This window comes from Pseudarthrobacter sp. CCNWLW207 (assembly GCF_037203945.1).
Classification (GTDB): Bacteria; Actinomycetota; Actinomycetes; order Actinomycetales; family Micrococcaceae; genus Arthrobacter.
This window is the reverse complement of record NZ_JBBCBS010000006.1, coordinates 1-22,403: the sequence shown is the minus strand read 5'-3', so window position 1 is coordinate 22,403 and position 22,403 is coordinate 1. Positions and strand designations below refer to the sequence as shown.

At 65.3% G+C, this 22,403-nt stretch carries 19 protein-coding genes and 1 tRNA gene; 10 read left to right on the top strand and 10 right to left on the bottom strand.

The genetic code is table 11. The features are described from left to right. Nucleotides 1-6 precede the first annotated feature (6 nt). From V9L17_RS11610 to V9L17_RS11600, 3 genes are read right to left on the bottom strand one after another with little or no spacing between them, the layout of a single operon-like run. Nucleotides 7-918, bottom strand: coding sequence for an NUDIX hydrolase (locus V9L17_RS11610; RefSeq protein ID WP_337345967.1), 912 nt, complete (start codon nucleotides 916-918; stop codon nucleotides 7-9). 16 nt (nucleotides 919-934) lie between these two features. Then, a complete protein-coding gene (locus V9L17_RS11605; RefSeq protein ID WP_337345966.1) occupies nucleotides 935-1,468 on the bottom strand; it encodes a RidA family protein in 534 nt (177 codons plus the stop codon). Nucleotide 1,469: 1 nt separating this feature from the next. After that, nucleotides 1,470-1,625: a DUF4177 domain-containing protein gene (locus tag V9L17_RS11600; protein ID WP_011693223.1), complete on the bottom strand. Its 156-nt coding sequence runs from the start codon at nucleotides 1,623-1,625 to the stop codon at nucleotides 1,470-1,472. Nucleotides 1,626-1,662: 37 nt separating this feature from the next. Between V9L17_RS11600 and V9L17_RS11595 the strand changes: the two genes are divergently transcribed. The 6 genes from V9L17_RS11595 (at nucleotide 1,663) to V9L17_RS11570 (ending at nucleotide 9,688) form a co-directional block, all read left to right on the top strand. Beyond that, complete coding sequence (locus V9L17_RS11595) at nucleotides 1,663-3,930, top strand: transglycosylase domain-containing protein (RefSeq protein WP_337351538.1); 2,268 nt, start codon at nucleotides 1,663-1,665, stop codon at nucleotides 3,928-3,930. Nucleotides 3,931-3,936: 6 nt separating this feature from the next. Next, nucleotides 3,937-4,884 carry a metallophosphoesterase gene (locus V9L17_RS11590; RefSeq protein ID WP_337351537.1) on the top strand — a complete coding sequence of 316 codons (948 nt, stop codon included), beginning with the start codon at nucleotides 3,937-3,939 and terminating at the stop codon, nucleotides 4,882-4,884. 144 nt (nucleotides 4,885-5,028) lie between these two features. Then, nucleotides 5,029-6,849, top strand: a complete 1,821-nt coding sequence (locus tag V9L17_RS11585) for an ABC transporter ATP-binding protein (RefSeq protein WP_337345963.1) — start codon at nucleotides 5,029-5,031, stop codon at nucleotides 6,847-6,849. Continuing rightward, complete coding sequence (locus tag V9L17_RS11580) at nucleotides 6,846-8,714, top strand: ABC transporter ATP-binding protein (protein ID WP_337345962.1); 1,869 nt, start codon at nucleotides 6,846-6,848, stop codon at nucleotides 8,712-8,714. The genes V9L17_RS11585 and V9L17_RS11580 overlap by 4 nt, the downstream gene beginning before the upstream one ends. Before the next feature lie 104 nt (nucleotides 8,715-8,818). Next, nucleotides 8,819-9,535, top strand: coding sequence for a GntR family transcriptional regulator (locus V9L17_RS11575; protein WP_337351536.1), 717 nt, complete (start codon nucleotides 8,819-8,821; stop codon nucleotides 9,533-9,535). Between the two features lie 76 nt (nucleotides 9,536-9,611). Beyond that, a tRNA-Pro gene (locus tag V9L17_RS11570) sits at nucleotides 9,612-9,688 on the top strand. Between the two features lie 203 nt (nucleotides 9,689-9,891). Here the strand turns inward: V9L17_RS11570 and V9L17_RS11565 are convergent. Continuing rightward, nucleotides 9,892-10,110, bottom strand: coding sequence for a hypothetical protein (locus V9L17_RS11565; RefSeq protein ID WP_337345960.1), 219 nt, complete (start codon nucleotides 10,108-10,110; stop codon nucleotides 9,892-9,894). Between the two features lie 132 nt (nucleotides 10,111-10,242). Here V9L17_RS11565 and V9L17_RS11560 point away from each other — a divergent pair, with 132 nt between their 5' ends. Beyond that, on the top strand, nucleotides 10,243-11,517 hold the full coding sequence (locus tag V9L17_RS11560; RefSeq protein ID WP_337345959.1) for a helix-turn-helix domain-containing protein: 1,275 nt from the start codon (nucleotides 10,243-10,245) through the stop codon (nucleotides 11,515-11,517). Nucleotides 11,518-11,613: 96 nt separating this feature from the next. On the opposite strand, the gene V9L17_RS11555 is transcribed toward V9L17_RS11560, so the two are convergent. Continuing rightward, complete coding sequence (locus V9L17_RS11555; protein WP_337351535.1) at nucleotides 11,614-12,567, bottom strand: phosphoribosylaminoimidazolesuccinocarboxamide synthase; 954 nt, start codon at nucleotides 12,565-12,567, stop codon at nucleotides 11,614-11,616. Between the two features lies 1 nt (nucleotide 12,568). Next, nucleotides 12,569-13,885: a phosphoribosylamine--glycine ligase gene (purD, locus tag V9L17_RS11550; RefSeq protein WP_337351766.1), complete on the bottom strand. Its 1,317-nt coding sequence runs from the start codon at nucleotides 13,883-13,885 to the stop codon at nucleotides 12,569-12,571. Between the two features lie 103 nt (nucleotides 13,886-13,988). Here purD and V9L17_RS11545 point away from each other — a divergent pair, with 103 nt between their 5' ends. From V9L17_RS11545 to V9L17_RS11535, 3 genes are all read left to right on the top strand, one after another. Next, nucleotides 13,989-15,560: a molybdopterin-dependent oxidoreductase gene (locus V9L17_RS11545; protein WP_337351534.1), complete on the top strand. Its 1,572-nt coding sequence runs from the start codon at nucleotides 13,989-13,991 to the stop codon at nucleotides 15,558-15,560. 65 nt (nucleotides 15,561-15,625) lie between these two features. Then, the gene (locus V9L17_RS11540) at nucleotides 15,626-16,642 is read left to right on the top strand and encodes an asparaginase (RefSeq protein WP_337345955.1); all 1,017 of its coding nucleotides are present in this window, start codon (nucleotides 15,626-15,628) and stop codon (nucleotides 16,640-16,642) included. Nucleotides 16,643-16,681: 39 nt separating this feature from the next. Next, nucleotides 16,682-17,059 (top strand): sterol carrier family protein, encoded by a 378-nt coding sequence (locus V9L17_RS11535; RefSeq protein ID WP_337345954.1) that lies wholly within the window; start codon nucleotides 16,682-16,684, stop codon nucleotides 17,057-17,059. A gap of 90 nt (nucleotides 17,060-17,149) precedes the next feature. On the opposite strand, the gene V9L17_RS11530 is transcribed toward V9L17_RS11535, so the two are convergent. From V9L17_RS11530 to V9L17_RS11515, 4 genes are all read right to left on the bottom strand, one after another. After that, the gene (locus V9L17_RS11530; RefSeq protein ID WP_337345953.1) at nucleotides 17,150-18,658 is read right to left on the bottom strand and encodes a cation:dicarboxylate symporter family transporter; all 1,509 of its coding nucleotides are present in this window, start codon (nucleotides 18,656-18,658) and stop codon (nucleotides 17,150-17,152) included. A gap of 220 nt (nucleotides 18,659-18,878) precedes the next feature. Then, complete coding sequence (locus tag V9L17_RS11525) at nucleotides 18,879-19,646, bottom strand: SDR family oxidoreductase (RefSeq protein WP_337351533.1); 768 nt, start codon at nucleotides 19,644-19,646, stop codon at nucleotides 18,879-18,881. A gap of 27 nt (nucleotides 19,647-19,673) precedes the next feature. Then, on the bottom strand, nucleotides 19,674-20,417 hold the full coding sequence (locus V9L17_RS11520; protein WP_337351532.1) for an aspartate/glutamate racemase family protein: 744 nt from the start codon (nucleotides 20,415-20,417) through the stop codon (nucleotides 19,674-19,676). A gap of 32 nt (nucleotides 20,418-20,449) precedes the next feature. Next, the gene (locus V9L17_RS11515) at nucleotides 20,450-22,018 is read right to left on the bottom strand and encodes an NCS1 family nucleobase:cation symporter-1 (RefSeq protein WP_337351531.1); all 1,569 of its coding nucleotides are present in this window, start codon (nucleotides 22,016-22,018) and stop codon (nucleotides 20,450-20,452) included. Between the last annotated feature and the right edge of the window lie 385 nt (nucleotides 22,019-22,403).

The window sequence follows — 22,403 nt, the reverse complement described above, 5'->3', positions numbered from 1 at the left end:
AACACCCTAGCGCTCCCGCTGGGGGTCGCCCGCCACCGTCTTCGCGGCCTCGACTTCGAGCATGAGCTTGCCGTCCTCTTCAACAAGCCGGGGCTGGTACACGTGGGCCTTGCGCTTATAGCTGAGGTACGCGATGCAGCCGTTGGCGGCGGCCATCTTTTCGAGCATGATCTCGGAACCGGGAACGAGGAGCTGGCCGAGGGTGAGGCCCACAGTGTTCTCCACCCCCACTTCGTCGCCCAGTGCTGTGGTGTCCCGATCAGCGATAACTGTGGCTGCATTGACCCATCGGCCCCAGACCCCCTTGCTTTCCAGGAGGGTGGGCTGCTGGTTCATCGGTACGGTCGCCGCAAAGTAGCGGGTGTCGAACCGATGGTGCGCGAAGTCCGGACTGCGCCAGTTCACCAGCGGCTTCAGGAGGTCCGTTCGGAGCGAGAGTCCCCGCTTGGCCAGGACGTCGCCGAACGACTTCTCCTGGTTCGCCACCAGTTCCCGTGCCCGCATCCACTCCGGAGTGGACGTGGCCTCCACCGTGCTAGTGGGGTCGGGTCCGGCCAGAAGCACACCGGTCTCCTCAAAAAGCTCGCGGATGGCGCCCACCACGTGGCGCCGCGCCAGCCCGACGTCGTCCGTCCCCAATTGCTCAGCCCAATGCTGGGGTGAGGGGCCCAGCCAACCCAGGGCGTCGTCGTCGGACGCGTCCAGGGAACCTCCCGGGAAGGCGAGGACCCCCAGCGGCGAGGAGCCCGGACGGTAGCCGAGCCAGGTCTCCAGGCCGGTGGGTGAATCGCGCAGCAGAACCACGGATGAGGCGAAGCGGGCAGCACGTGGCGTCCGCTCGCCGTGATCGAGCCAGCTTCGTGCCGCCCCTTCGAGATCAGGGGGAAGGACAAACAGGCGTCGGGCGAGTTGAGGCAAAAGAGGTGACCGGTCCTTAGCTGAATTCAGCGATCAGTTCGACCTCGACGGGCGAGTCGAGCGGCAGCACTGAAACGCCGACGGCGGAACGGGCGTGCTTGCCGGCGTCGCCCAGGACGCGTCCCAGCAGGTCCGAGGCACCATTGATGACACCCGGCTGGCCGGTGAAGGAGGGGTCCGAGGACACGAAGCCCACTACTTTCACGATCCGGGTAATGCGGTCAAGATCGCCAATGACACTCTTGACGGCGGCCAGGGCGTTGACGGCGCAAATGGCCGCAAAGCGCTGGGCGTCCTCGGGGGACACCGTGGCTTCGTCGGCGTATCCTTCGGTGCCGGTGGACACCTTGCCGGTAGCTTCGAGTTTGCCGTTAATAAACGGCAGCTGACCGGAGGTGTAAACGTAGTTGCCGGAGATCACTGCCGGCACGTAGCTGGCCACGGGAGCGGCCACCTCTGGAAGCGTCAGCCCGAGCTCGGAGAGGCGCTGTTCAACGGCGGAAATCGGCGCAGTTTCCGCACCGGACGTGGTGTTTGCGGGGGTGCTCACGTTACTGCTTCTCCCTCTTGAGGTAGGCAACAAGGCCGTTGCCGTCGGGACCAGTGACGACCTGGACGAGCTCCCAGCCGTCCTCTCCCCACTGGTCCAGGATCTGCTTGGTGGCGTGAATAATGAGCGGAATCGTCGCGTACTCCCATTTGGTCATGAGAGAAAGACTAGTCCTTGCCGGTAAAGTGGAAAACATGGTGACTCGTAAGAACCCCATTTTCGACACAGCCACTACCCTCGGAAAGATTTTAGGTTTCCTTGGCGTGAGCGCTATTTGCGGTGTCCTGGTGGCTGGCCTGCTGGTTCCCGCTGCCGCCGTCTCGGGCAGCGCAGCAAGCGGTTCGATCGAGTTCTTCGACACCCTCCCGGCGGAGCTGAAAGTAGACCCGCCCAGCCAGTCCACCAAGATCCTGGCCGCGGATGGCAGCCTCATCGCCAACCTCTATGAAGAGAACCGGACCAAGGTCTCCCTGGACCAGATCTCCCCCTTCATGAAGGAAGCGGTCATCGCCGTTGAGGACAGCCGGTTCTACGATCACGGCGGCGTGGACACCACCGGTATCCTCCGAGCCCTGGTGAGCACCGCCCGCGGCAACAAGCAGGGTGCCTCCACCATCACCCAGCAGTATGTCAACAACGTCCTCAACGCGAACCTCGCCGCTGAGGGCAACGAGGAGCAGATCAAGCTCAACGGCGTCAACAAAGGCGTGGGCGACAAGCTCCGCGAAATGAAGCTGGCCATCGCCCTGGAGAAGGAGTTCTCGAAGGAGCAGATCCTTGAGGGCTACCTCAACATCGTCTTCTTCAACCGGGACGCCTACGGCATTGAAGCCGCCTCCAAATTCTTCTTCAGCACCACTGCCAAGGACCTGACCCTCCCCCAGGCCGCCCTGCTGGCAGGCCTGGTCAACAGCCCCTCCGCCTTTGACCCGATCTCCAACCCGGACAACGCCAAGCAGCGCCGCGACCTGGTGCTCGGCCTCATGCTGAGCCAGGGCAAGATCACGCAGGCCGACCACGACGCCGCCGTGGCCACGCCAGTGGAGCCGAAGGTCACCCCCGCCCGCCAGGGCTGTGCCTACGCCGCCACCGCGCCCTACTTCTGCGATTACGTCCTGCACCTGCTGCTGAACAACCCTGCCTACGGCGCCACCTCCGAGGAGCGCATCAACAGTGTCTTCCGCGGCGGCCTGACCATTACCACCACCCTTGATCCCAACGCACAGAACGCGGCGCAGGCCGAGTCCGACGCGGCGGCCGGCGCCAACCCGGACAAGTGGGGCTCGGCGATCGTCTCGGTGCAGCCCAACACCGGCAAGATCATCAACATGGCCCAGAACACCTCGTTCCTGCCCGCTGACGGCAAGTTCGATACCCAAATCAACTTCAACGTGGACAAACTGGACAAGGACGGCAACGACCTCAACGGCATGGGTGGCGCCCAGCCTGGTTCCACCATGAAGCCATTCACCTTCGCTGAATGGCTCAACGAGGGCAAGTCCATGAACACGAACATCAACGCGGCGGTTCGGAAGTATCCGCAGAACTTCCCCTGGAGGAACACCTGCCCGGACCCCACGGTCGGCTGGTATGACGCCGGGATTCCCGGCAGCTTCGACCTGCAGAACTCGGACGAGGGCTACTACCGGAACATGACCGTCCTCTACGGTCTGATGAACTCCATCAACACGGCAACGTTCGCGTCCGCGGCCCAGGTTGACCTGTGCGGCATCCAGAAGATCGTGGACGCCGTGGGCATCCACGGCGGCCTGCCCACGGCTGAGGACCCCAACCCGCAGGTCAAGATGACCACGCTGGCCAACCTGATCGGTTCCACCCAGACGGCCCCGCTGACCATGGCCGCCGCGTTTGCCACGTTCGCCAACGACGGTAAGTACTGCGAGCCCATTGCCATCACGTCCGTCACGGACCAGACCGGCGCACAGCTTCCCGCCCAGTCCTCCAACTGCAAGGACGCCGTCAAACCCGAAGTGGCCCGTGGCGTCGCCTACGCCATGCAGGAAGTGCTGAACGGCGGCTCCGGTTCGCTGATCCAGCCCCGGCTGTCCACCAGGACCAACTTCCCCGTGGCAGCCAAGACCGGCACCAACGACACCAACGGCTCCACCTGGGTGGTGGGCTACACCACCGGCCTGGCCACCGCCGCATGGTTCGGCGACCCCTTCGGCGACCAGAGCCGCCCGGGCCGGAACCTGACGGTAAACGGCAAGTTCTACCCGGCAGTGGACGGTTACATGATCGCTGGCCCGATGTTCTCCAAGTACATGCTCCAGATAGCCCCTGCCTACGGCACCGCCCCGTTCAATGCCCCGCCAACCAACATGGTGAGCGGCACACCGGCCCGGACTACTACGCCGAGTGCACCGGCCACCACGGCGCCACAGCCAACCACCCCGCCGGCCCCTGCACCGGGTCCGGGCAACAGCGAAAAGAAGGACTAGCTACCTATGGCGGTCAGCCCTGCTTTGGCCAGCCGCGTCCGGAACATTGGGCGCGGCTTTGCCGTCTCCACTGCTGCCGGAGCAGCGGCCGGGCTGGCCGCCGTCGGCTACGGATTGTGGGAGAAGAACCAGTTCGTCCTCCGCGAGGAAACCCTTCCGATCCTGCCTGCCGGCCATCAGCCCTTCACCATCCTGCACCTGAGCGACATCCATTTTGTCCCGGGCCAGGACACCAAGGCTGCATGGCTCCAATCGCTGGCATCGCTGGAGCCGGACCTCGTGGTGAACACGGGAGACAACCTCAGCCATGTGAAGGCCGTAGACCCGCTGCTTAGGGCGCTCCGGCCGCTGCTCGAGTTCCCCGGCGTCTTTGTCCCCGGCTCGAACGACTACTACGCTCCGAGCCTGCGGAACCCGGCGTCGTACCTGCTGGGTCCGTCCAAGGTGAAGCGCGAAAACATCGAACTGGACTGGCCGCGGCTTCGGGCCGGGTTCGGCATGGGCGGTTGGATTGACCTGACCAACCGGAACCAGTCTGTAGTCCTGAGGGGGATGCGGTTCGACTTCTCCGGCGTGGACGACCCCCACCTGAATCGCGAACGTTACGCCGGCTGGCCCCGCGGAACCAAGAACCAGGACGATAACGCGCACCTCCGGGTGGCCGTTATCCACGCCCCCTACCAGCGCGTCCTGGACCACTTCACCCAGGACGGGGCGGACCTGCTCCTTGCCGGCCACACGCATGGCGGACAGCTCTGTATCCCCGGCTATGGCGCGCTGGTCTCCAACTGCGACCTCCCCACGTGGCGGGCCAAGGGACTCAACAACTGGGAGAGCAACGGATCCACGACTCCGGTAAACGTCTCCGGCGGCATCGGCACCTCGCGTTTCGCGCCGATCAGGATCGCCTGCCGGCCCGAGGCCGTCCTGCTGACCCTGACGGCTCCAGAGTAGCTCTCCAGCCTCAGGGCGGCATTGCGGAACGTGATAACTGGACAATCGTTCCCAGCCCGCACGAATCCTGTGAATCGAATCACGCCATGGCATAAGGTAGTTGCTACGGGAAACTACATTCGATTTAGAGCTTGAGAAGCGGGCATGGCCAAGCAGACTTCATTTTTCAGATCCATTAGCCGTCTTTATCCTCACGTCAGGCCGATCATCCCCCGGCTCATCATGGGGCTCCTCTGTGCACTCCTGGCCAGTGTGGTCGCCCTGACCATCCCCCAGGTACTCCGGGTCCTGATCAACGACTCGCTCCAGGCCGGCGGCGCCACGGACGCCGTCTGGATTGCCGCCGTCATTATCCTGGTCCTGGGCATTGCCGAGGCTGTGCTCGTGGCCCTGCGCCGGCAGTTTGTCATCAACCCGGCAACTACCGTTGAAACCAGGATGCGCGTCTCCCTTTACGGGCACCTGCAGGACCTGACCGTGTCCTTCCATGACCGGTGGGGCTCCGGGCAGTTGCTTTCCCGTGCCATGACCGATCTGAACTTCCTGCGCCGCTGGATGGCCTTCGGCGCCATCATGCTGGTGGTGACTACCCTCACCGTCGTCATCGGCATTGCAGTCATGTTTTCGATGAGCTGGCAACTGGCCCTCATTTTCCTGGCTGCCGCGGTGCCCATCATGGCCTACGGCTTCCGGTTCCGGACCCGCTTCAGCAAGGTGGCGCGGCGCAGCCAGGACCAGGCCGGCGACCTCGCCACCACGGTGGAGGAATCCGTTCATGGCATTCGCGTCCTCAAGGCGTTCGGCCGGAGCCGGGAGGCCCTGGAGAACTTCAACGAGCAGGCCGAGGAACTCCGCCAGACCGAGATCTCCAAGGCCCGGCACCAGGCCACCTTCACCATGGTGGTCACCCTGCTGCCCGAACTCGCGCTGGGCACCGGGCTGGTGGTAGGCGTCATGCTGTGCGCCAGCGGCCAACTAAGCATCGGCGCCCTCGTTGCCTTCTTCGCCACTGCCGCCGTCATCGCGTCCCCGGTGGAGTTCTCCGGCATGCTGCTCGCCATGGCACTCACTGCCAAGACCGCCGTCGACCGCCACTTCGAAGTGATGGATTCGGCCAACACCATCACCAGTCCCCCGGAGCCACGCCGGCCCTCCGAGCTCCGAGGGGCCTTGCGGTTCAACCACGCCACCTTCGCCTTTGAGGACGCGCCGGACCGGCCCATCCTCAAGGACATCAACCTGGAGGTCCTGCCAGGGGAAACCATGGCCGTGGTGGGTATCACGGGCAGTGGTAAGAGCGCCCTGATCCAGCTGGTCCCCCGGCTGTACGACGTCACGGACGGCTCCATCAGCATTGACGGCGTAGACCTACGCGAGTTCGACGTCGAGGAGCTCCGCCGCGTGGTGGGTGTCGCGTTCGAGGACACCACTCTGTTCTCAAATTCCGTCCGCGACAACGTGCTGCTCGGCGCGCAGGACCGAAGCGAGGAAGCACTGGATGAGGCCCTCGACGTGGCCCAGGCACACTTCGCGTACTCCCTCCCGGAAGGCGTGGACACGCTCATCGGCGAAGAGGGCCTGAGCCTCTCCGGAGGGCAGCGTCAGCGGATTGCCCTCGCCCGGGCCATCGCCGCCCGGCCACGCGTCCTGGTGCTCGACGATCCACTCTCCGCGCTCGACGTGCACACCGAAGAGCTGGTGGAGGCTCGGCTGCGTTCGGTGCTGAAGGACACCACCACGCTGATCGTCGCCCACCGGCCTTCCACGGTGGCGTTGGCGGACCGGGTGGCCCTGCTGGAGGACGGTCGCATTGCCGCCGTCGGAACGCACACGGAACTGCTGGCGGAGAACCCGCACTACCGCTATGTCATCGCCAGCCTGGACCAGGAACCCCGGGACCTGGATTCGGAACTGTCCGAACTTGAGGAAGAGGCCAACGTCGAAGCCGGGAAAATCATCCGATGAGCACTGCAACGTTCGGCACAGCCAACGAGGACAACGCCCACCTCAGCAAAAGCGACAGCAAAGCCGTACGACGGCGGTCGCTCGCCTTGCTGCGGTCACTGATCCGTCCGGTGCGGCTCAGGTTCTGGCTGACCATCGCCACGGTAGTGCTGTCCCAGGCCGCCCGCGTGGCGGGGCCGGCGCTGATCGCTTTTGGCATCGACCACGCTTTGCCCGCCCTGCAGGCAGGCGACAACTTCCCCTTGGTGCTCACCGGCGTCGGCTACCTGGCCGCCGCGGTAGCAACCGCCGCGCTGACGGCCCTTTACGTCACCTCCACCGCGCGGCTCAGCCAAGCGATGCTCCTGGACCTCAGGGTGCGGGTCTTCCGGCACACGCAGCGCCTCAGCCTGGAATTCCACGAAAAGTACACCTCGGGCCGGATCATCGCCCGGCAGACCTCGGACCTTGAGGCGCTGCGCGAACTCCTCGATTCGGGCGTGAGTTCCCTCGCCTCGGGCATGCTGTTCATGGTCTTCACCGCCGTTACGGTGTTCGCCCTGGACTGGCGGAGCGGGCTGATTGTCCTGGCCGCGGGCGTGCCCATGTACTTCCTCTCGCGGTGGTACCAGAAGCATTCCCAGATCGCCTTCCGTGAATCCCGGGTGGTGTCCGCCCGGCTGATCGTGCACTTCGTGGAGACCATGACCGGGATCCGCGCCGTGAAGGCCTTCCGCAAGGAACGCGAAAACGCCGAGCAGTACGGCCAGCTGGCCGAGGACTACCGGCGGGTCACCGTCCGCTCCATCAACCTCAACGGAATCTTCCAGCCCGGCCTGGTGCTGATCGGCAACATCTGCGTGGCAGCGGTCCTGTTGTTCGGCGGATTCCGGGTCCTTGGCGGAGACCTCGCCGTGGGGGTGCTGCTGGCCCTGATCCTGTCCACCAAGCGCTTCTTCCAGCCGGTGGACCAGATGGCCATGTTCTACAACTCCTTCCAGAGTGCCCAGGCCGCCCTGGAGAAGGTGTCCGGCCTGCTGGAGGAGGTCCCCACAGTCCGCCCGCCCAAGAACGCGGTGGCGCTGCGGGATGCCAAGGGCACGGTCGACTTCAAGGGCGTGGAGTTCCGCTATGGCGAGGGCCCGGTGGTCATCCCCACCATGGACCTGCACATTCCGGCCGGCCAGACCGTAGCGCTGGTGGGCCAGACGGGCGCCGGCAAGTCCACCCTGGCCAAGCTGATCGCCCGTTTCTACGACGTCTCCGCCGGCTCACTCACGCTGGACGGCGTGGACCTCCGCAACCTCAGCACCACGGACCTGCGCCGGAACATTGTGATGGTGACCCAGGAGGCGTTCCTGTTCAGCGGCTCCGTGGCGGACAACATCGCACTGGGCCGGCCGGAGGCCTCCCGCGAGGAGATCGAAGAGGCCGCCCGGGCCGTCGGAGCCCACGAGTTCATCACCGAATTGCCCGAGGGCTACGACACCGACGTCAACAAGCGTGGCGGGCGCGTCTCCTCAGGCCAGCGCCAGCTCATCAGCTTCGCCCGTGCATTCCTGGCCCGGCCGGCGGTACTCATCCTGGACGAGGCAACCTCCTCCCTGGACATCCCTTCGGAGCGGCTCGTCCAGACTGGTTTGGCGCGCCTCCTGAAGGCAACGGCCGACGCCGGCACTGCCGCAGGTGCCCCCGGTTCCGCTGCTGCGGGCGGGGGCCGCACAGCGCTGATCATCGCGCACCGGCTGTCCACCGTCGAAACCGCCGACCGCGTGCTGGTGGTCCACGACGGCCGCGTGGTGGAGGACGGCACACCGGCGGACCTGATCGGCGGCGGCGGGCGGTTCGCCGACCTCCACGGCGCCTGGAAGGACTCGCTGGTCTGACCGGCCGGTGCCGGTGCCGGACGCCGGGCTCTGGGCCGCCGGGACCGGCTGGGGATCCCGGCTGGGGACCCGGCTGGGGACCCGGCTGGGATAGCCTGAACCCCATGGGAGATGAGATGGAAAACGGCGCGGCTGAACTCCTCGCGGAGCCATTGTCCGAGCGCGTTGCCGAGGTGCTGCGCGAGAGGATCATCTCCGGCCAACTGCCGGCCGGCGGAAAACTGAACGAACGGGAACTGGCCGCAGACCTTGAAGTGTCCCGGATTCCCCTGCGTGAGGCACTGCCCCTGCTGGAGGCTGAAGGCTTCATTTCCACCGAACCCCGCCGCGGCGCCGTCGTCCATTCGTTCACCTACCGTGACGCGCAGGAGGTCTTTGACCTGCGGCTGCAGCTGGAACCCCTGGCCGCGTCATGCGCTGCACGGAGGGTTTCCGAGGGCGCCAGCCCTGCGGCGCTGCTGGACGCCCTGGAATCTGCCCGCACCGGGGTCAGCGGCGTCCAGGCGTCCGGACGTAACTCGGACCTGCATGAGGAGATCGTGAAGCTCTCCGACCACCACCTTCTCCGGCGCATGACAGGCCTGATGAACGGTCGTGTGCGGTGGCTCTTCCGCCTGACGCCGGAGCGTGACACTCCCAAGATGTGGCAGGAGCACGCCGAACTGGTCCAGGCCATCGTCGAGGGCCAGCCGGCGCTGGCCGCCGCCCTGGCGTCCGCCCACGTGGAGCGCGGGCGTCACGATTCACTTCCGGTCCTGGCCGAACGCCTTCCGGCCAGCGAGGACGCCTCTGCAGGGCGCAACCGCCGGCGCGCGCGCTGAGGCGGCGGGCCAGCAACCGGATTTCGCATCCGGTCCCCGGATCGGCTATCCTTGTAAAGTTGCTTTTGCAGCGGATCGGGATGTAGCGCAGCTTGGTAGCGCGCTTCGTTCGGGACGAAGAGGTCGCAGGTTCAAATCCTGTCATCCCGACCAAAACAAAGAGGGTCTCCCCCCAGGGAGGCCCTCTTTTTTGTTCCCCCATGATGCCAATTTGTTACCTTCTGTCATAAGCATTCGTCGCGTTGTGTCATCGAGGCCGGGGTGTCATCGAGGCCGGGGTGTGATGCGGGCAAAGGAATGGCCCCGGACCATGGTTCGCATGGTCCGGGGCCTCGCCTCCCTTTGGTGAGGAGTGATTACATCGGGTCAGGCCAGTTGCCCACGTTCGTGGTGTACGTGGTGTCGCTGTCCTTGGTGTCCTTGGTCTTCTTGGACATGGGATCCGGCCAGTTACCTACGGCAACGGATACCCCCGTGGTGTCAGCAATGGAACCAGCCGACAGGACGGCCGGAGCCGCCGCAGAAAACGCCAGGGCCCCGGCCAGAACGGCTGCGGCTGCAATCTTCTTCAACATATAAGTTCCTCAATACGAGTCGGATTCGTTACAAAGTCAGCACTGTCCTTGTTGACATACATTGTAAAATGTTTTCCACAGGGACTGTCAAGCATTGAGTACAAAGACTGTCCGGAATTAGGAGGAAATCCCGTGGGCAACGGATTCGGGGAGAAGCTCCGGGCGGAGCGTCTCGAACGTGGGCTGACACAGGCTGAACTGGGCAAGGACCTGTATTCCCCCAGCTATATTTCCCTCCTCGAGACCGGCCGGAGGGAACCGACGGCCGAAGTTATCGAGGAACTGGCCCGCAGGCTGGAACTGGCGCCCAAGGCGCTGGAGGCCTGGAGCCAACCCATCTCGGTCAGCGACGCCGAATACGTCCTCGCCGGGCTCTACGCACGCCAGGCCTGGGACCTCAGGGACTACCCCCTGGCCGCCACACACGCCGCCACCGCGGCACAAATAGCGCTGGAAGGCAAGAACACCAGCGCCTGGTGGAACATGACCTACATGCAGGCCGAGTGCCTGATCAAGCAGGGCAACTGGCAGGAGTGCCAGAAGATCATGCAGCACCTGCTCGAGCACCCCATGGCCACCGAGTCAGTGGGTCTGGGTGTGCGTGCCCGGCAGATGCTCGCAGGGATCTGCCAGGGACAGGGCCAGTTGAGTACCGCCGTCGATCACGCCATGGAGGCCGTGAAACTTTGCGCGAAGCTGCCCAAAGGTTCCACCCTCATCATCGGCGCCCACCGGGCCCTGATCGGGGCCTTGGCAGAGAGCGGCCGGCTGGACGAGGCCTGGAAGTTCTGCCAGGACATGAACGACCAAGTGGACGAGCACTCCATGTCCCAGCTCGCCGGCGAGGTGGCCTGGGTGATCGGCAATGTGGCGTTCATGCGGCATGACTACGCGGAGGGCATCAAGTACCACGAACGCGCTGCCCGGATGCTCTCCCCCGCCAACGACATCGAACTCTGGGCGCGGTTCAACAAGGCATCCGCAGCAGTGCGCCTGTCCTCGGGAATTGTGGAGCCGGAAACGCTGTCCTCCATCGAGCGTGCCGAACTGGCGCTGTCCATCGTGGGCGGCAACAAGACGGACCAGCTGGAAGTGGCCTTCATCCGCGCGCGGTGGCTTTACCTCACCGGCGACATCATGGCTGCGATCAGCAAGCTCCGGGAAATCCACGCCGAATCAGACGCACTGGCCAAGCACACCGCCGGCGAAGTTTCGCTCCTGCTGGGCAAGTCGCTGAAAGCCGCTGGCGAGTCGGAGGAGGCCTTGGTTTACCTGGAGGAAGCACAGAAGGCATTCAGCGCGGCTGGCGCATCGGACCGCGTCCAGCAGGCACTCGACGCCGTCCTGGAGATCCGGCTGGCGCAGCAGCGTGCCGCGAAGGCGGCCAAGGCCAGCAAGGCAAGCTAGCCGGCTAGTCCAGCAACGCAGGCAATACCGGCAAGGCCCGCTCCCAGCGGGCCCAGCCGGTAGCCGGGCCCACCTGGAACGGGCCAGTGAACAAACCTAGGCGAAGGCCTGGCCCGTGAGCTTTTCGTACGCCTCAACGTAGCGGCTGCGTGTACGGGCAACGACATCTGCCGGTAGCGCGGGCGGGGGAACGTCCGAGGACCGGTCCCAGCCTGATTCGGCTGACGTGAGCCAGTCCCGCACGTACTGCTTGTCGTAGGATGGCTGCGCCTGGCCGGGCTGGTACGTGGCTGCATCCCAGAACCGGGAGGAATCCGGGGTGAGCACCTCATCGCCCAGGGTGATGGTGCCGGACACGGCGTCGTAGCCGAACTCCACCTTCGTATCAGCCAGGATGATGCCCCGTTCGCGGGCGATCTTCTCCGCGGTGGTGTAGATCTTCAGGGTCAGTTCGCTCAGCCGCCCCGCGATGTCGTCGCCCACCATGCCCACCATGGCGTCGTAGGTAATGTTCTCGTCATGGTGGCCCACCTCGGCCTTCGCTGACGGCGTGAAGATAGCGCGCTCCAGCCGGGACCCGTCCACCAGGCCCGGGGGCAGGGGGATGGCGCAGACTGTGCCGGACGCCTGGTACTCCAGCAGGCCGGAACCGGTGAGGTATCCACGGGCGATGCATTCCACGGGGAACATATCCAGCTTTTTGCAGATCATGGCGCGGCCTTCCACCGCAGCGGGAACCCCGCCTTCCACGGTGGAGGCCAAGACGTGGTGCTCCACGCCGAGCTGGTCGAACCACCACAGGCTGAGCTGGGTAAGGATCCGGCCCTTGTCCGGGATCTCGCTCGTCAGGACGTGATCGTAGGCGCTGATGCGGTCGCTGGCCACCACCAGGACACAGTCCTGGCCCACCTGTTCGCGCATGGAGTCGTCCGCGGGCTCATACAGGTCACGGACCTTGCCCGAGTAGACGTGCGTCCAGCCGGGGAGGTCCAGGGTTGCGGTGCTGAGGCCGCGCTTCTGCTCTGGTTCCTGCGGGGAGTTCTCGGTCATGCTAAGCCTTCGCTTTCGTCACGGGCAGGGATCCGGTGGCGCTGGAGGACACCTTGATCTCGCCGCGGGCTGCCTTGCGGCCGATGTCCGTCCGGAACTGGGAGCCTTCCAGCTGAACCAGCTCCACGCCGTCGTACGCCCTTTCGCGGGCCTCCACGAGGTCGCTGCCAAGGGCAACCACGGCGAGCACGCGGCCGCCTGCGGAAATCACCTTGCCTTCGTCGTCGAGCTTGGTGCCGGCGTGGATCACGTGCACGCCTTCGAGCTCGTCCACCTTCTTGAGCCCCCGGATGCGGTCACCGGTGCGTGGCGTGTCCGGGTAGTTCTCGGAAGCAACGACGACGGCGACGGCGGTGTCCTTGGACCAGCGCAGCTCTTCGGCTTTGTCCAGTTCGCCCTTGGCGGCTGCCAGCAGCAGCGCACCGAGGGGGGTCTTGAGGCGGGCCAGGACGGCCTGTGTCTCGGGATCGCCGAAGCGGACGTTGAATTCGATGACCCGGGTCCCGCGCGATGTCAGGGCGAGGCCCACGAACAGCACGCCCACAAAGGGTGTGCCGCGGTGCGCCATCTCGTTGACCGTGGGCTGGGCTACGCGATCGATGACTTCCTGCACCAGGCCTTCGGGTGCCCATTCCAGGGGCGTGTATGCACCCATGCCGCCGGTGTTGGGGCCTTCGTCGTTATCGAAGATGCGCTTGAAGTCCTGCGCCGGGGACAGTGCCACGGTGTTGCGGCCATCGCACAGGACGAAGAGCGACACTTCGGGGCCGTCCAGGAATTCCTCGATCACCACGGTGCCGCCGGCGTCGAAGCAGGTCTGCGCGTGCGCGAGGGCCTCTTCGCGGTTCTTGGTGACCACTACGCCTTTGCCTGCGGCGAGGCCGTCGTCCTTCACCACGTAGGGCGCGCCGAAAGTGTCCAGGGCGGAGGCGGCTTCCTCGGCATTGGTGGCCACCAGGGCCATAGCCGTGGGCACACCGGCCTCAGCCATGATCTCCTTGGCGAACGCCTTGGAAGCCTCGAGCTGGGCCGCGGCCTTGCTGGGTCCGAACACCGGAATGCCGGTTTCGCGGACGGCGTCGGAAACACCGGCGGCCAGCGGCGCCTCCGGGCCCACCACTACGAGGTCGACGGCCAGCTTGGTTGCCAGGGCCGCGACGGCGTCGGGATCATTGCCGTCAATGTTGTGGGTGGGGACCAGTTTGCTGATGCCGGCATTGCCGGGAGCTGCATGGACCTCGGACACGTTGGGGTCGGCGAGCAGGGAGCGGACAATGGCGTGTTCGCGGCCTCCGGGGCCGATGACGAGTACCTTCACAGTCTCCAAGGGTACTTCGTGAACCCGGAAGGCTCCTAAGCTGTGTCAGCTGCGAGGGCCTCGGTGGAACAATCCCCAACGCCGTCCGCTACGAACCAACGGCATGAAGAAGCTCCTGAAGTGGCTCAAGGGTCCAACCGCCATGGCTGCGCTTGCCGGTGCCGTGGCAGCCGCCGTCGTACTTGCCGTCGCCGAACTGATTGGTGCGTTCTTTACGGCGCGGGCCACCCCGGTGATTGCCCTGGGGTCCACGTTCATCGACTTCACGCCGCCTTGGATGAAGGACTTCGCCATCGCCACGTTCGGCACCAACGATAAGGCGGCACTGTTTGTGGGGATGGGCCTGACCATCTTCCTGCTCGCCTGCGTGCTGGGCGTGGTGGCCTACCGCAAATGGGCACTGGGTGTGGCCGGAGTTGCGCTGATGGGCACCGTGATCGTTGCCAGCGTGGTGACCCGCGCCGGCGTCAAACCCCTGGATGCCATCCCCACCGTCCTGGGAACACTGGCCGGTTTGGTGGTCCTGCGGCTGCTGATCGTACTGGCGTGGCGGGTCAGGACCGGGCCCCCGGTTCGGCCGTCGGAAACCCCGACGGCGGAGCCGGGGACGAGCCGCCGCAGGTTCTTCGCCGCCGCGGGCATCACGGCAGCGGCCGCCGGCATCGCCGCCACCGGCGGCAGGCTCCTGGGCGCGGCCCGAAGCAACATCGCCCAGGCACGCAACGCCCTTCAGCTGCCCGCGCCGGTGAAGGCGGCAGCGGCCATACCTGCCGGCGTGCAGTCCCCCGTGGCCGGCGTGACCCCCTGGATCACCCCCAACGGGGACTTCTACCGGATTGATACCGCGCTCAGCGTTCCGGAGATCAACGCCGACGACTGGGAACTCCGCGTCCACGGCCTCGTGGAGGAAGAGGTGCGCCTCACCTTCCAGGACCTGCTCGACGCCGACCTGATCGAATCGCACGTCACCCTCACCTGTGTCTCCAATCCCGTGGGCGGCAACCTCGCCGGCAACGCGAAATGGCTGGGGCTGCCCATCCGCGAGGTCCTCAAGCGGGCGCGCCCCACCGACGGGGCGGATATGGTTCTGTCCACCTCGATCGACGGCTTTAGTGCCTCCACGCCACTGGAAGTGCTGCAGGACGACCGCGACGCCATGCTGGCTATCGGCATGAACGGTGAGCCCCTGCCGCTGGAGCACGGTTATCCGGTGCGCATGGTGGTGCCCGGGCTGTACGGCTTCGTCTCGGCCACAAAGTGGGTGGTGGATCTTGAGGTCACCCGTTTTTCGGACAGCAAGGCCTACTGGACGGAGCGCGGCTGGTCCGAGCGCGGCCCCATTAAGACGATGGCCCGGGTGGAGGTGCCCAAATCCTTCGCCAAGGTGCCGGCCGGCCGCGTGGCCATCGGAGGCACCGCCTGGGCGCAGACCCGTGGCATCACCAAGGTTGAGGTCCAGATCGACAACGGGGACTGGGCCGAGGCCACGCTCTCAGCGGAGGCGTCCGTGATTACGTGGCGCCAGTGGTCCTACGCATGGGAAGCCACCCCGGGACCGCACTACATCAAGGTCCGCGCCACGGATGGAACTGGCGAGATGCAGACAGACCAGCGCGCCGAGCCCGTACCTGACGGTGCCTCCGGCTGGCAGTCCGTGATGGTCACCGTGGAGTAGCCGGCATTCCCCGGGCGTCCATGGGCTTCCCCGGACATTCCCTTCAGGGGCCCTAGACTGGCAACATGCCGCACAACCCGCATGCCACCTTCACTGTGGACTCCGCCGTCGAACTGGCCGTCGTTGAGCGCAGCGGCTTCGTGGAATCCCGGCACATCGGCTCCGCGGTACTCCTGGCCACCGACGGCACCGTGGTGACTGAACTCGGCGACATCACCACCCCCATCTATGCCCGGTCCGCGCTCAAGCCGCTGCAAGCCCTGGCGTCCATGCAGGCAGGTGTGCCTTTGCGCGGCGCCCAGGTGGCCCTGGCCTGCGCCAGCCACGTGGGATCCCTCGATCACATGGACGTGGTCGAAGGAATGCTCAAGGCTGCCGGAGTCAAGGAAGAACAGCTCCAGTGTCCGGCCGCGTGGCCCCAAGACGAGACTGCCCGCAACTGGCTGGTCCGCTCCGAGCGCGGCAAGTCCAAGCTAGCCTTCAATTGCTCCGGCAAACACGCTGCGTTCCTCTGGGCCTGCACGGAAAACGGCTGGGACACGCACAGCTACCTCGAACCCAACCATCCGCTCCAGCAGGGTGTCCGCAGCGTGATCGAGGAGTATACCGGGGAACAGATCGCCCACTTGGGGATCGACGGCTGTGGGGCTCCGGTGGCCGCGGTCTCGCTGACCGGCCTGGCCCGCGCCTTTTCCCTGCTGGCCAAGGCTCCGGGGGACAAGAACTCCAATGCCCGGGCCGCCACCATCACCACCTCCATGCTGGACTACCCGTGGGCTGTACAGGGCCGCGGCGAGGCCAACACGATCGTGATGGACGAACTCGAAATCATCGCCAAGATCGGCGCCGAGGGAGTGCTGGTGATGGCCACCCCGCAGGGCGTCGCCGTGGCCATCAAGATGCTGGACGGCAACCTGCGTGCCACGTCCCTGGTGGGCCTGACCATGCTCGCCGCCGCCGGGGCAGTGGACATCCCGGGCGTCTCCAGTGTCCTGGAAAAGGTGGTTGAGCCCGTGATGGGCGGCGGTCGGCCCGTGGGCCGGATTCGGCTGGGACCGGCCGTGTCGGCCCTCCTCGACTGACGTTTTCCCTTCCCCACCTGCATTAAGGAGGCCGGCCGCATGGCTGTAGCGCGCCGTCGTATTGGCATTGAAGAAGGCACAGCGGCGCTGGCCGCGTGGCGGGAAGGTTCCGCGTCGGCGTCGGACGTTCCTGTCCCCCGCGCTGTGACCGCCACCGCGGTGCGATACACGCTGGAGGAAGTAACGGCCCGGGCCCCGGGCAACTCGGTGGAGGTGCGGGTGCCACCATTCGGCGTCACCCAGTGCGTAGAGGGTCCGCGGCACACCCGAGGCACCCCGCCCAACGTCATAGAGTGCGACGCCGCCACCTGGCTGGGCATGGTCACTGGCCAGTTGAGCTGGGCAGACGCGGTCGCGGCGGGCCGGGTGGCGGCCTCCGGGCTGCGGGCGGACCTCTCCGCCCTCCTGCCGCTGTAGCCAGTCGGCCCAGGGCCTGTAACCCGTTAAAGCGCAGGCCCCGCTCCGGGTCTTCCGGGACGGGGCCTGCGAACTGGGCGGCGTTGGCCGCTATTCGTGGACTGCGGGTGTTGGGCTCTCCTTGGCCGGGGCGGCGTGGGCGCCGGGCCGGCTCATCTGGAAGCCCGGGATGTCACCAGGGTTCGGGCCGCCGCGGAACTTGGGGGACGGCTCCTGGCCGCCGCTGATCCGCTCAAGCTCCTGGTCCTCGAAGACTTCCTCCACCCCGAGCATGATCGCGGAGTCGTGGTTGGTGATCTCGCCACGGAACGCGCGGACCATCACGCTGCGGTCAAATTGGCCTTCCCACTTGGAGACCACGAAAGTGGCCACGCAGTTGCCCAGCAGGTTGACAACCACGCGCATGGAGTCCATCAGCCGGTCAGCGCCGAGAAGGAGGGCGACGCCGGCCACGGGGAAGATACCCAGGGCGGCGGCGGTGGCGGACAGCGCCAGGAAGGATGACCCGGGGACGCCTGCCATACCCTTGGACGTCAGCAGCAGCACGCCAAGTGCGGCCAACTGCTGGCCGAGGTCCAGGTTGTGCCCGAACGCCTGCGCCAGGAAGAGCAGGGAGATGGAAAGGTAGATCGCGGCGCCGTCGAGGTTGAAGGAGTAACCGGTGGGGACCACCAGCCCGGTGGTGGCGCGGGAACAGCCGGCGTTGGTCAGCTTGGTCATGATGCGCGGCATCACGGCCTCGGTGGAAGCGGTGCCCAGGGCCAGCAGGAACTCTTCGCGGGTGTACTTCAGGAACTGCCAGAGGGGAACGCGGGCGAAGCCCCATGCCACCAGGAACAGGAGTCCAATGAAGACGATGGCCGCACCGTAGCAGGCGGCGATGAGCAGCGCGTACGTGCTGAGGGTGTCGAGGCCGTACTGTCCGATGATGAACGCCATGGCACCGAAGGCGCCGATCGGTGCCACCTTCATGATCCAGGACATGATCTTGAAGATGAGCTCCAGGACGGTCTCCATCAGGCTGATGACCGGCATGCAGCGTTCACGTCCGATGACCACGATGGCCGCGCCGAAGAACACCGAGAAGAAGAGGACCTGCAGGAGGCTGTTATTGGCGAAGGCGCCGATGACGCTGGTGGGAATGACATCCAGGATGAAGGCTGCCGCATCCTTCGGCGGGGCGTTGCCGGTCTTTGCATTCAGCGCTTCCTGGGAGAGGGTGCTGGGATCGATGTTCAGCCCGGCACCGGGCTGGACGATATTTCCTACCACCAGGCCGAAAACCAGTGCGAAAAGCGTGGCTGCTGTGAAGTAGAGAAGGGCTTTGACTCCGACCCTTCCGACCGCCTTGACGTCGCCTACGGCTGAGATGCCCGTGACGATCACCAGGAAAATCAGCGGCGCGATGATCATTTTGATGAGCTGGATGAAGCCATCACCGAGAGGCCTCAGCTGTGAGCCGAGGTTCGGCCAGAAATGTCCGATAAGAACACCTGCCACGACGGCGATCAGAATTTGGAAGAAGAGCGACCTATACAGGGGCTTCTTCTTCGACGGCGCCGAACTCGCCTTCAGCGCCGCGGAATCTGGGATCTTCATTGATCTGTACCTATCAATCGGGAACAGCCCCGGAAATCGGGGTCTGTTTCAAACGTAACCCCGGTCCCATAATTCCGCAAGAGGAAAATCAATTTCCACATTGCGAAATCTTTGGAAGGCGGGTGGGCACGAAAAAAGGCCGCCACGAATTCCGGCATCTGCCCCCGGGAGCCCGGCGGCGGATATCCGAAAACGCAGCGGTGAGAAGAAGAAGGTGCGCTCAGCCCCGGCCGATGAAAGGCATGCCCGCGGCGGTGATGACCACGGAGCCCACGCTGGCCGACGCCGGCATGTTGGCCATAAGCAGGACCGCGCGTGCGGCATCCTCCACGGGGAACATGGGCTCAACCCGTCGGCTGCCGTCGGCTTGGAGCGCGCCCGAGCCCACCCCTATGGTGTCCATGATCTCGGTGGCGGTATTGCCAATGTCGATCTGGCCGCAGGTGATGCCAAAAGCGCGGCCGTCAAGCTCAATGCTCTTGGTCAGTCCCGTCATGGCATGTTTGGTCACGGCGTAGGCCACGGTCCGTGGCCGGGGCGAATGCGCCGAAATAGAGCCATTGTTGATGATCCGCCCACCCTGCGGCTGCTGCGCCTTCATAGCGCGGACAGCAGCGGCGGCGCACAGCATGGAACCCGTAAGGTTGACCGCCACCGTGGCATTCCAGTCGGCCAGGCTGATCTCGTCAACGGACGCCGCGGGCCCGAACACGCCGGCATTGTTGAAAAGCACATCCACTCTCCCCCACTGCCGGCGGGTGGCTTCAAAAAGCCGTTCGACGTCGTCGGGAACCGTGACATCGCAGGGCACCGCAAGCGCGTTCCGGTGCCCATCCGCAGTTTCGCGAAGCTGGGCTTCCCGGCGCCCTGCCAGCGCCACGCGGTAGCCATCGGCGAGCATCAGCCGGGCCACTGCCCGGCCGATGCCCGACCCGGCACCGGTGACGACGGCGACCCGGAATTCTACTGGCGGGCTGTAGTCAGTCATGTTGGGGCCTTTCATAGGGAATTGCCGTCAGCGCACAGCCTCGGGTGCCCCGGACAACAAGGGCCAGCCTATGACAGTCTTTGGCCGCGGCGCCGCATAAGTGCGGACCTTGGACGTGGACAGCCTCATCCGGACCAGGCCTTCGGCGATGGTGACCGCCGAGGCCACACCGTCCACCACCGGAACGCCGGCGCGCAGCCGGATCGCCTCGTCCAGCCCGGCCATCCCGCCGCAGCCCAGGACGATAACCTCGGCCTTGTCTTCCCGGACCGCGATCAGTGCCTGCTCGATGATCGCTTCGACAGCCCGTTCCGGCTCCTCCTCGAGTTCCAGGACGGCCATTCCGCTGGCACGCACGGACGCGCACCTCGCGTCGAGGCCGGCCAGCTTCAGCCGGTCCTCGATCAGCGGAACCGCCCGGTCGAGGGTGGTGATGACCGAGTATTTATGGCCTAGGAACATCGCAGTGCTGGCAGCCGCCTCGGTGATGTCGACGACCGGCACGTCCAGGAGTTCCTGAAGGCCCTCCCGGCCGTGCTCGCCGTAGCCTGCCTGGATGACGGCGTCGAACGGTTCCGGGTAGCTGAGGACCCGGTCCATCACGGCGATCGCAGCAAGGTAGCTTTCAAAGTTCCCCTCGCACGAATCCGCACCGAACCTGGGCGTGAGCCCCACGATTTCCGTGCCGGGCGCGGCGATGCTTCTGGCTTGGGCGGCGATGGAATCGGTCATGGACTGCGTGGTGTTTACGTTGGCAACGAGGATGCGCATCTCTCTCCGTGGTTCATAGCGTGGAAGGCGAATCAGTGCGTGCTGGCCACGGCGATGGGTTCGCCGTCGACGTCGTCGAACTGCTGCTTGCGGTCAGTGATCAGGTAGTACGTCAGGGCGCCCAGGCCCGCGCCGAAGAACCAGGCAAACGGCGCCGCGGCTTCCAGCGCTGGTACAAAGGCAATAAGGATCGCGACGGCGGACGCCGGGAGCAGCGCGATGATCGCCTTGGGATTGACCCCCTTCGTGTAGAAGTACGCTCCTGCCGGGCTTTCGCTGTAGAGCTCTGGCACATTGACCTTTCCGCGGCGGAGCAGCCAGTAGTCGGCCATGACAACGCCGAACAGCGGCCCCAGCAGTGCACCGAGCCCGCCCAGGAAGTACACGATCACCAGCGGGTTGTTGTAAAGGTTCCACGGCAGGATCACCAGGCCAATGGTGCCGCTCACCCAGGCGGCCTTCCGGAAGTCGAGTCGCTTGGGGAACAGGTTGGTGAGGGCGTAGACGGGCGCCACAAAGTTGGCCATCAGGTTCACGGCGATGGTCAGGATCAGGATGGCGAGGCACGCCAGCACCAGGAATAGCGTGTTGGGGATGCTCTCCACGATGTCCGACGGCGTTTCGATGATGGTGCCGTTGATTTTGTACTGCCCGCCGGCAAGGACCACCACGATGGCGCCGAACAGCAGCATGTTGATGGGGATACCCCAGAAGTTGCCGCGGACGATCGACTTCCTGGAGACAGCCGAGCGGGTGAAGTCGCAGAAGTTCAGGACAAACGTGCCGTAGATGGCCACCCACAGCGCGCCGCCGGCGAAGATGGTCCGCCACATCTCGCCGCCTTCGAGCCCGCGGATACCCGTCCACTGGATGGCGCCCTTCGCTTCGATGAAGACCCAGGCCGCGAGGAGCACCATGGTCAGGAGGATGACGGGTCCGGCGAATGCCTCATATTTGCGGATCATCTCCATGCCGAAGCTGACAATCACGAGCTGCACGATCCACAGTGCTACGAAAGCGATCCAGCCCAGCGTGGACAGGCCGAGGATGGAGTTGGTGTCCAGCTCATGCAGCGACGGAACCATGGCCACGAGCATGACCCGCAGCACCACTGAGGCCAAGAAGGTCTGGATGCCGAACCAGGCGACGGCCACCGCCCCGCGCAGCAGGCTGGCGAGCTGGGCGCCGCGGATGCCGAAGCTGATCCGGCTCATGACGGGGAAGGGCACGCCGGTCTTCTGGCCCATGAATCCTGAGAAGCTCAGCAGCGCGAAGAGCAGGACGGCGCCGATGGCCAGGGCAGCGAGGATCTGCCAGCCGCCAAGGCCCAGCGAGAAAAGTCCGACGGCGAACGCGTAGTTGCCGAGGCTGTGTACGTCATTCGCCCACAGGGTGAAGATGCTGTAGCCGGTCCAACGGCGGCCCTGCCGCTTCGTCGGGGCCAGGTCCACGTTGTACAGGCTCGGGCTGATGGCCTGGCCGGAGGCGGCGCTTGCGGTTTCGCACAGGACGTCGATGCCGGTGGCCGGGTGGATCGGCTGGCCCGACAACGCTGTCGGGGCGGGAGCCGGTTCGACGCCGACTGGTGGGGTCGTCTGCATCTGTATCTCCAGTTCTGGGATTTCCGCGGTGGTGAGCCCCTGATCTGACGATCTCTGCTGTTATTCCACATCGCGAAATGAAGTTATTGAATAGTGAAATAAGAGTATGAGCTGCATCACCCCGGGTCAAGGCTGGGAGGCTGGGCCAGCGGTCACAATCGGTCCGCAGCGCAGCCATCGCCCCAAGGCGAGCGGGCCCGGCCTGGTCGTGTTGACCATGGCGCGGTTCCCTCGATAATCTCGAATCGTAAAATTGTTTTCTCACAATACGAAAACATAAGCCCTACATTCAAAGATGAAACGAGGCTGACGTGGCTGCAGGAGAAGATACCTCCCATATCCTCAGCGGGTTGACTAACCAGCTGCCTGATCGTGATCCGGAAGA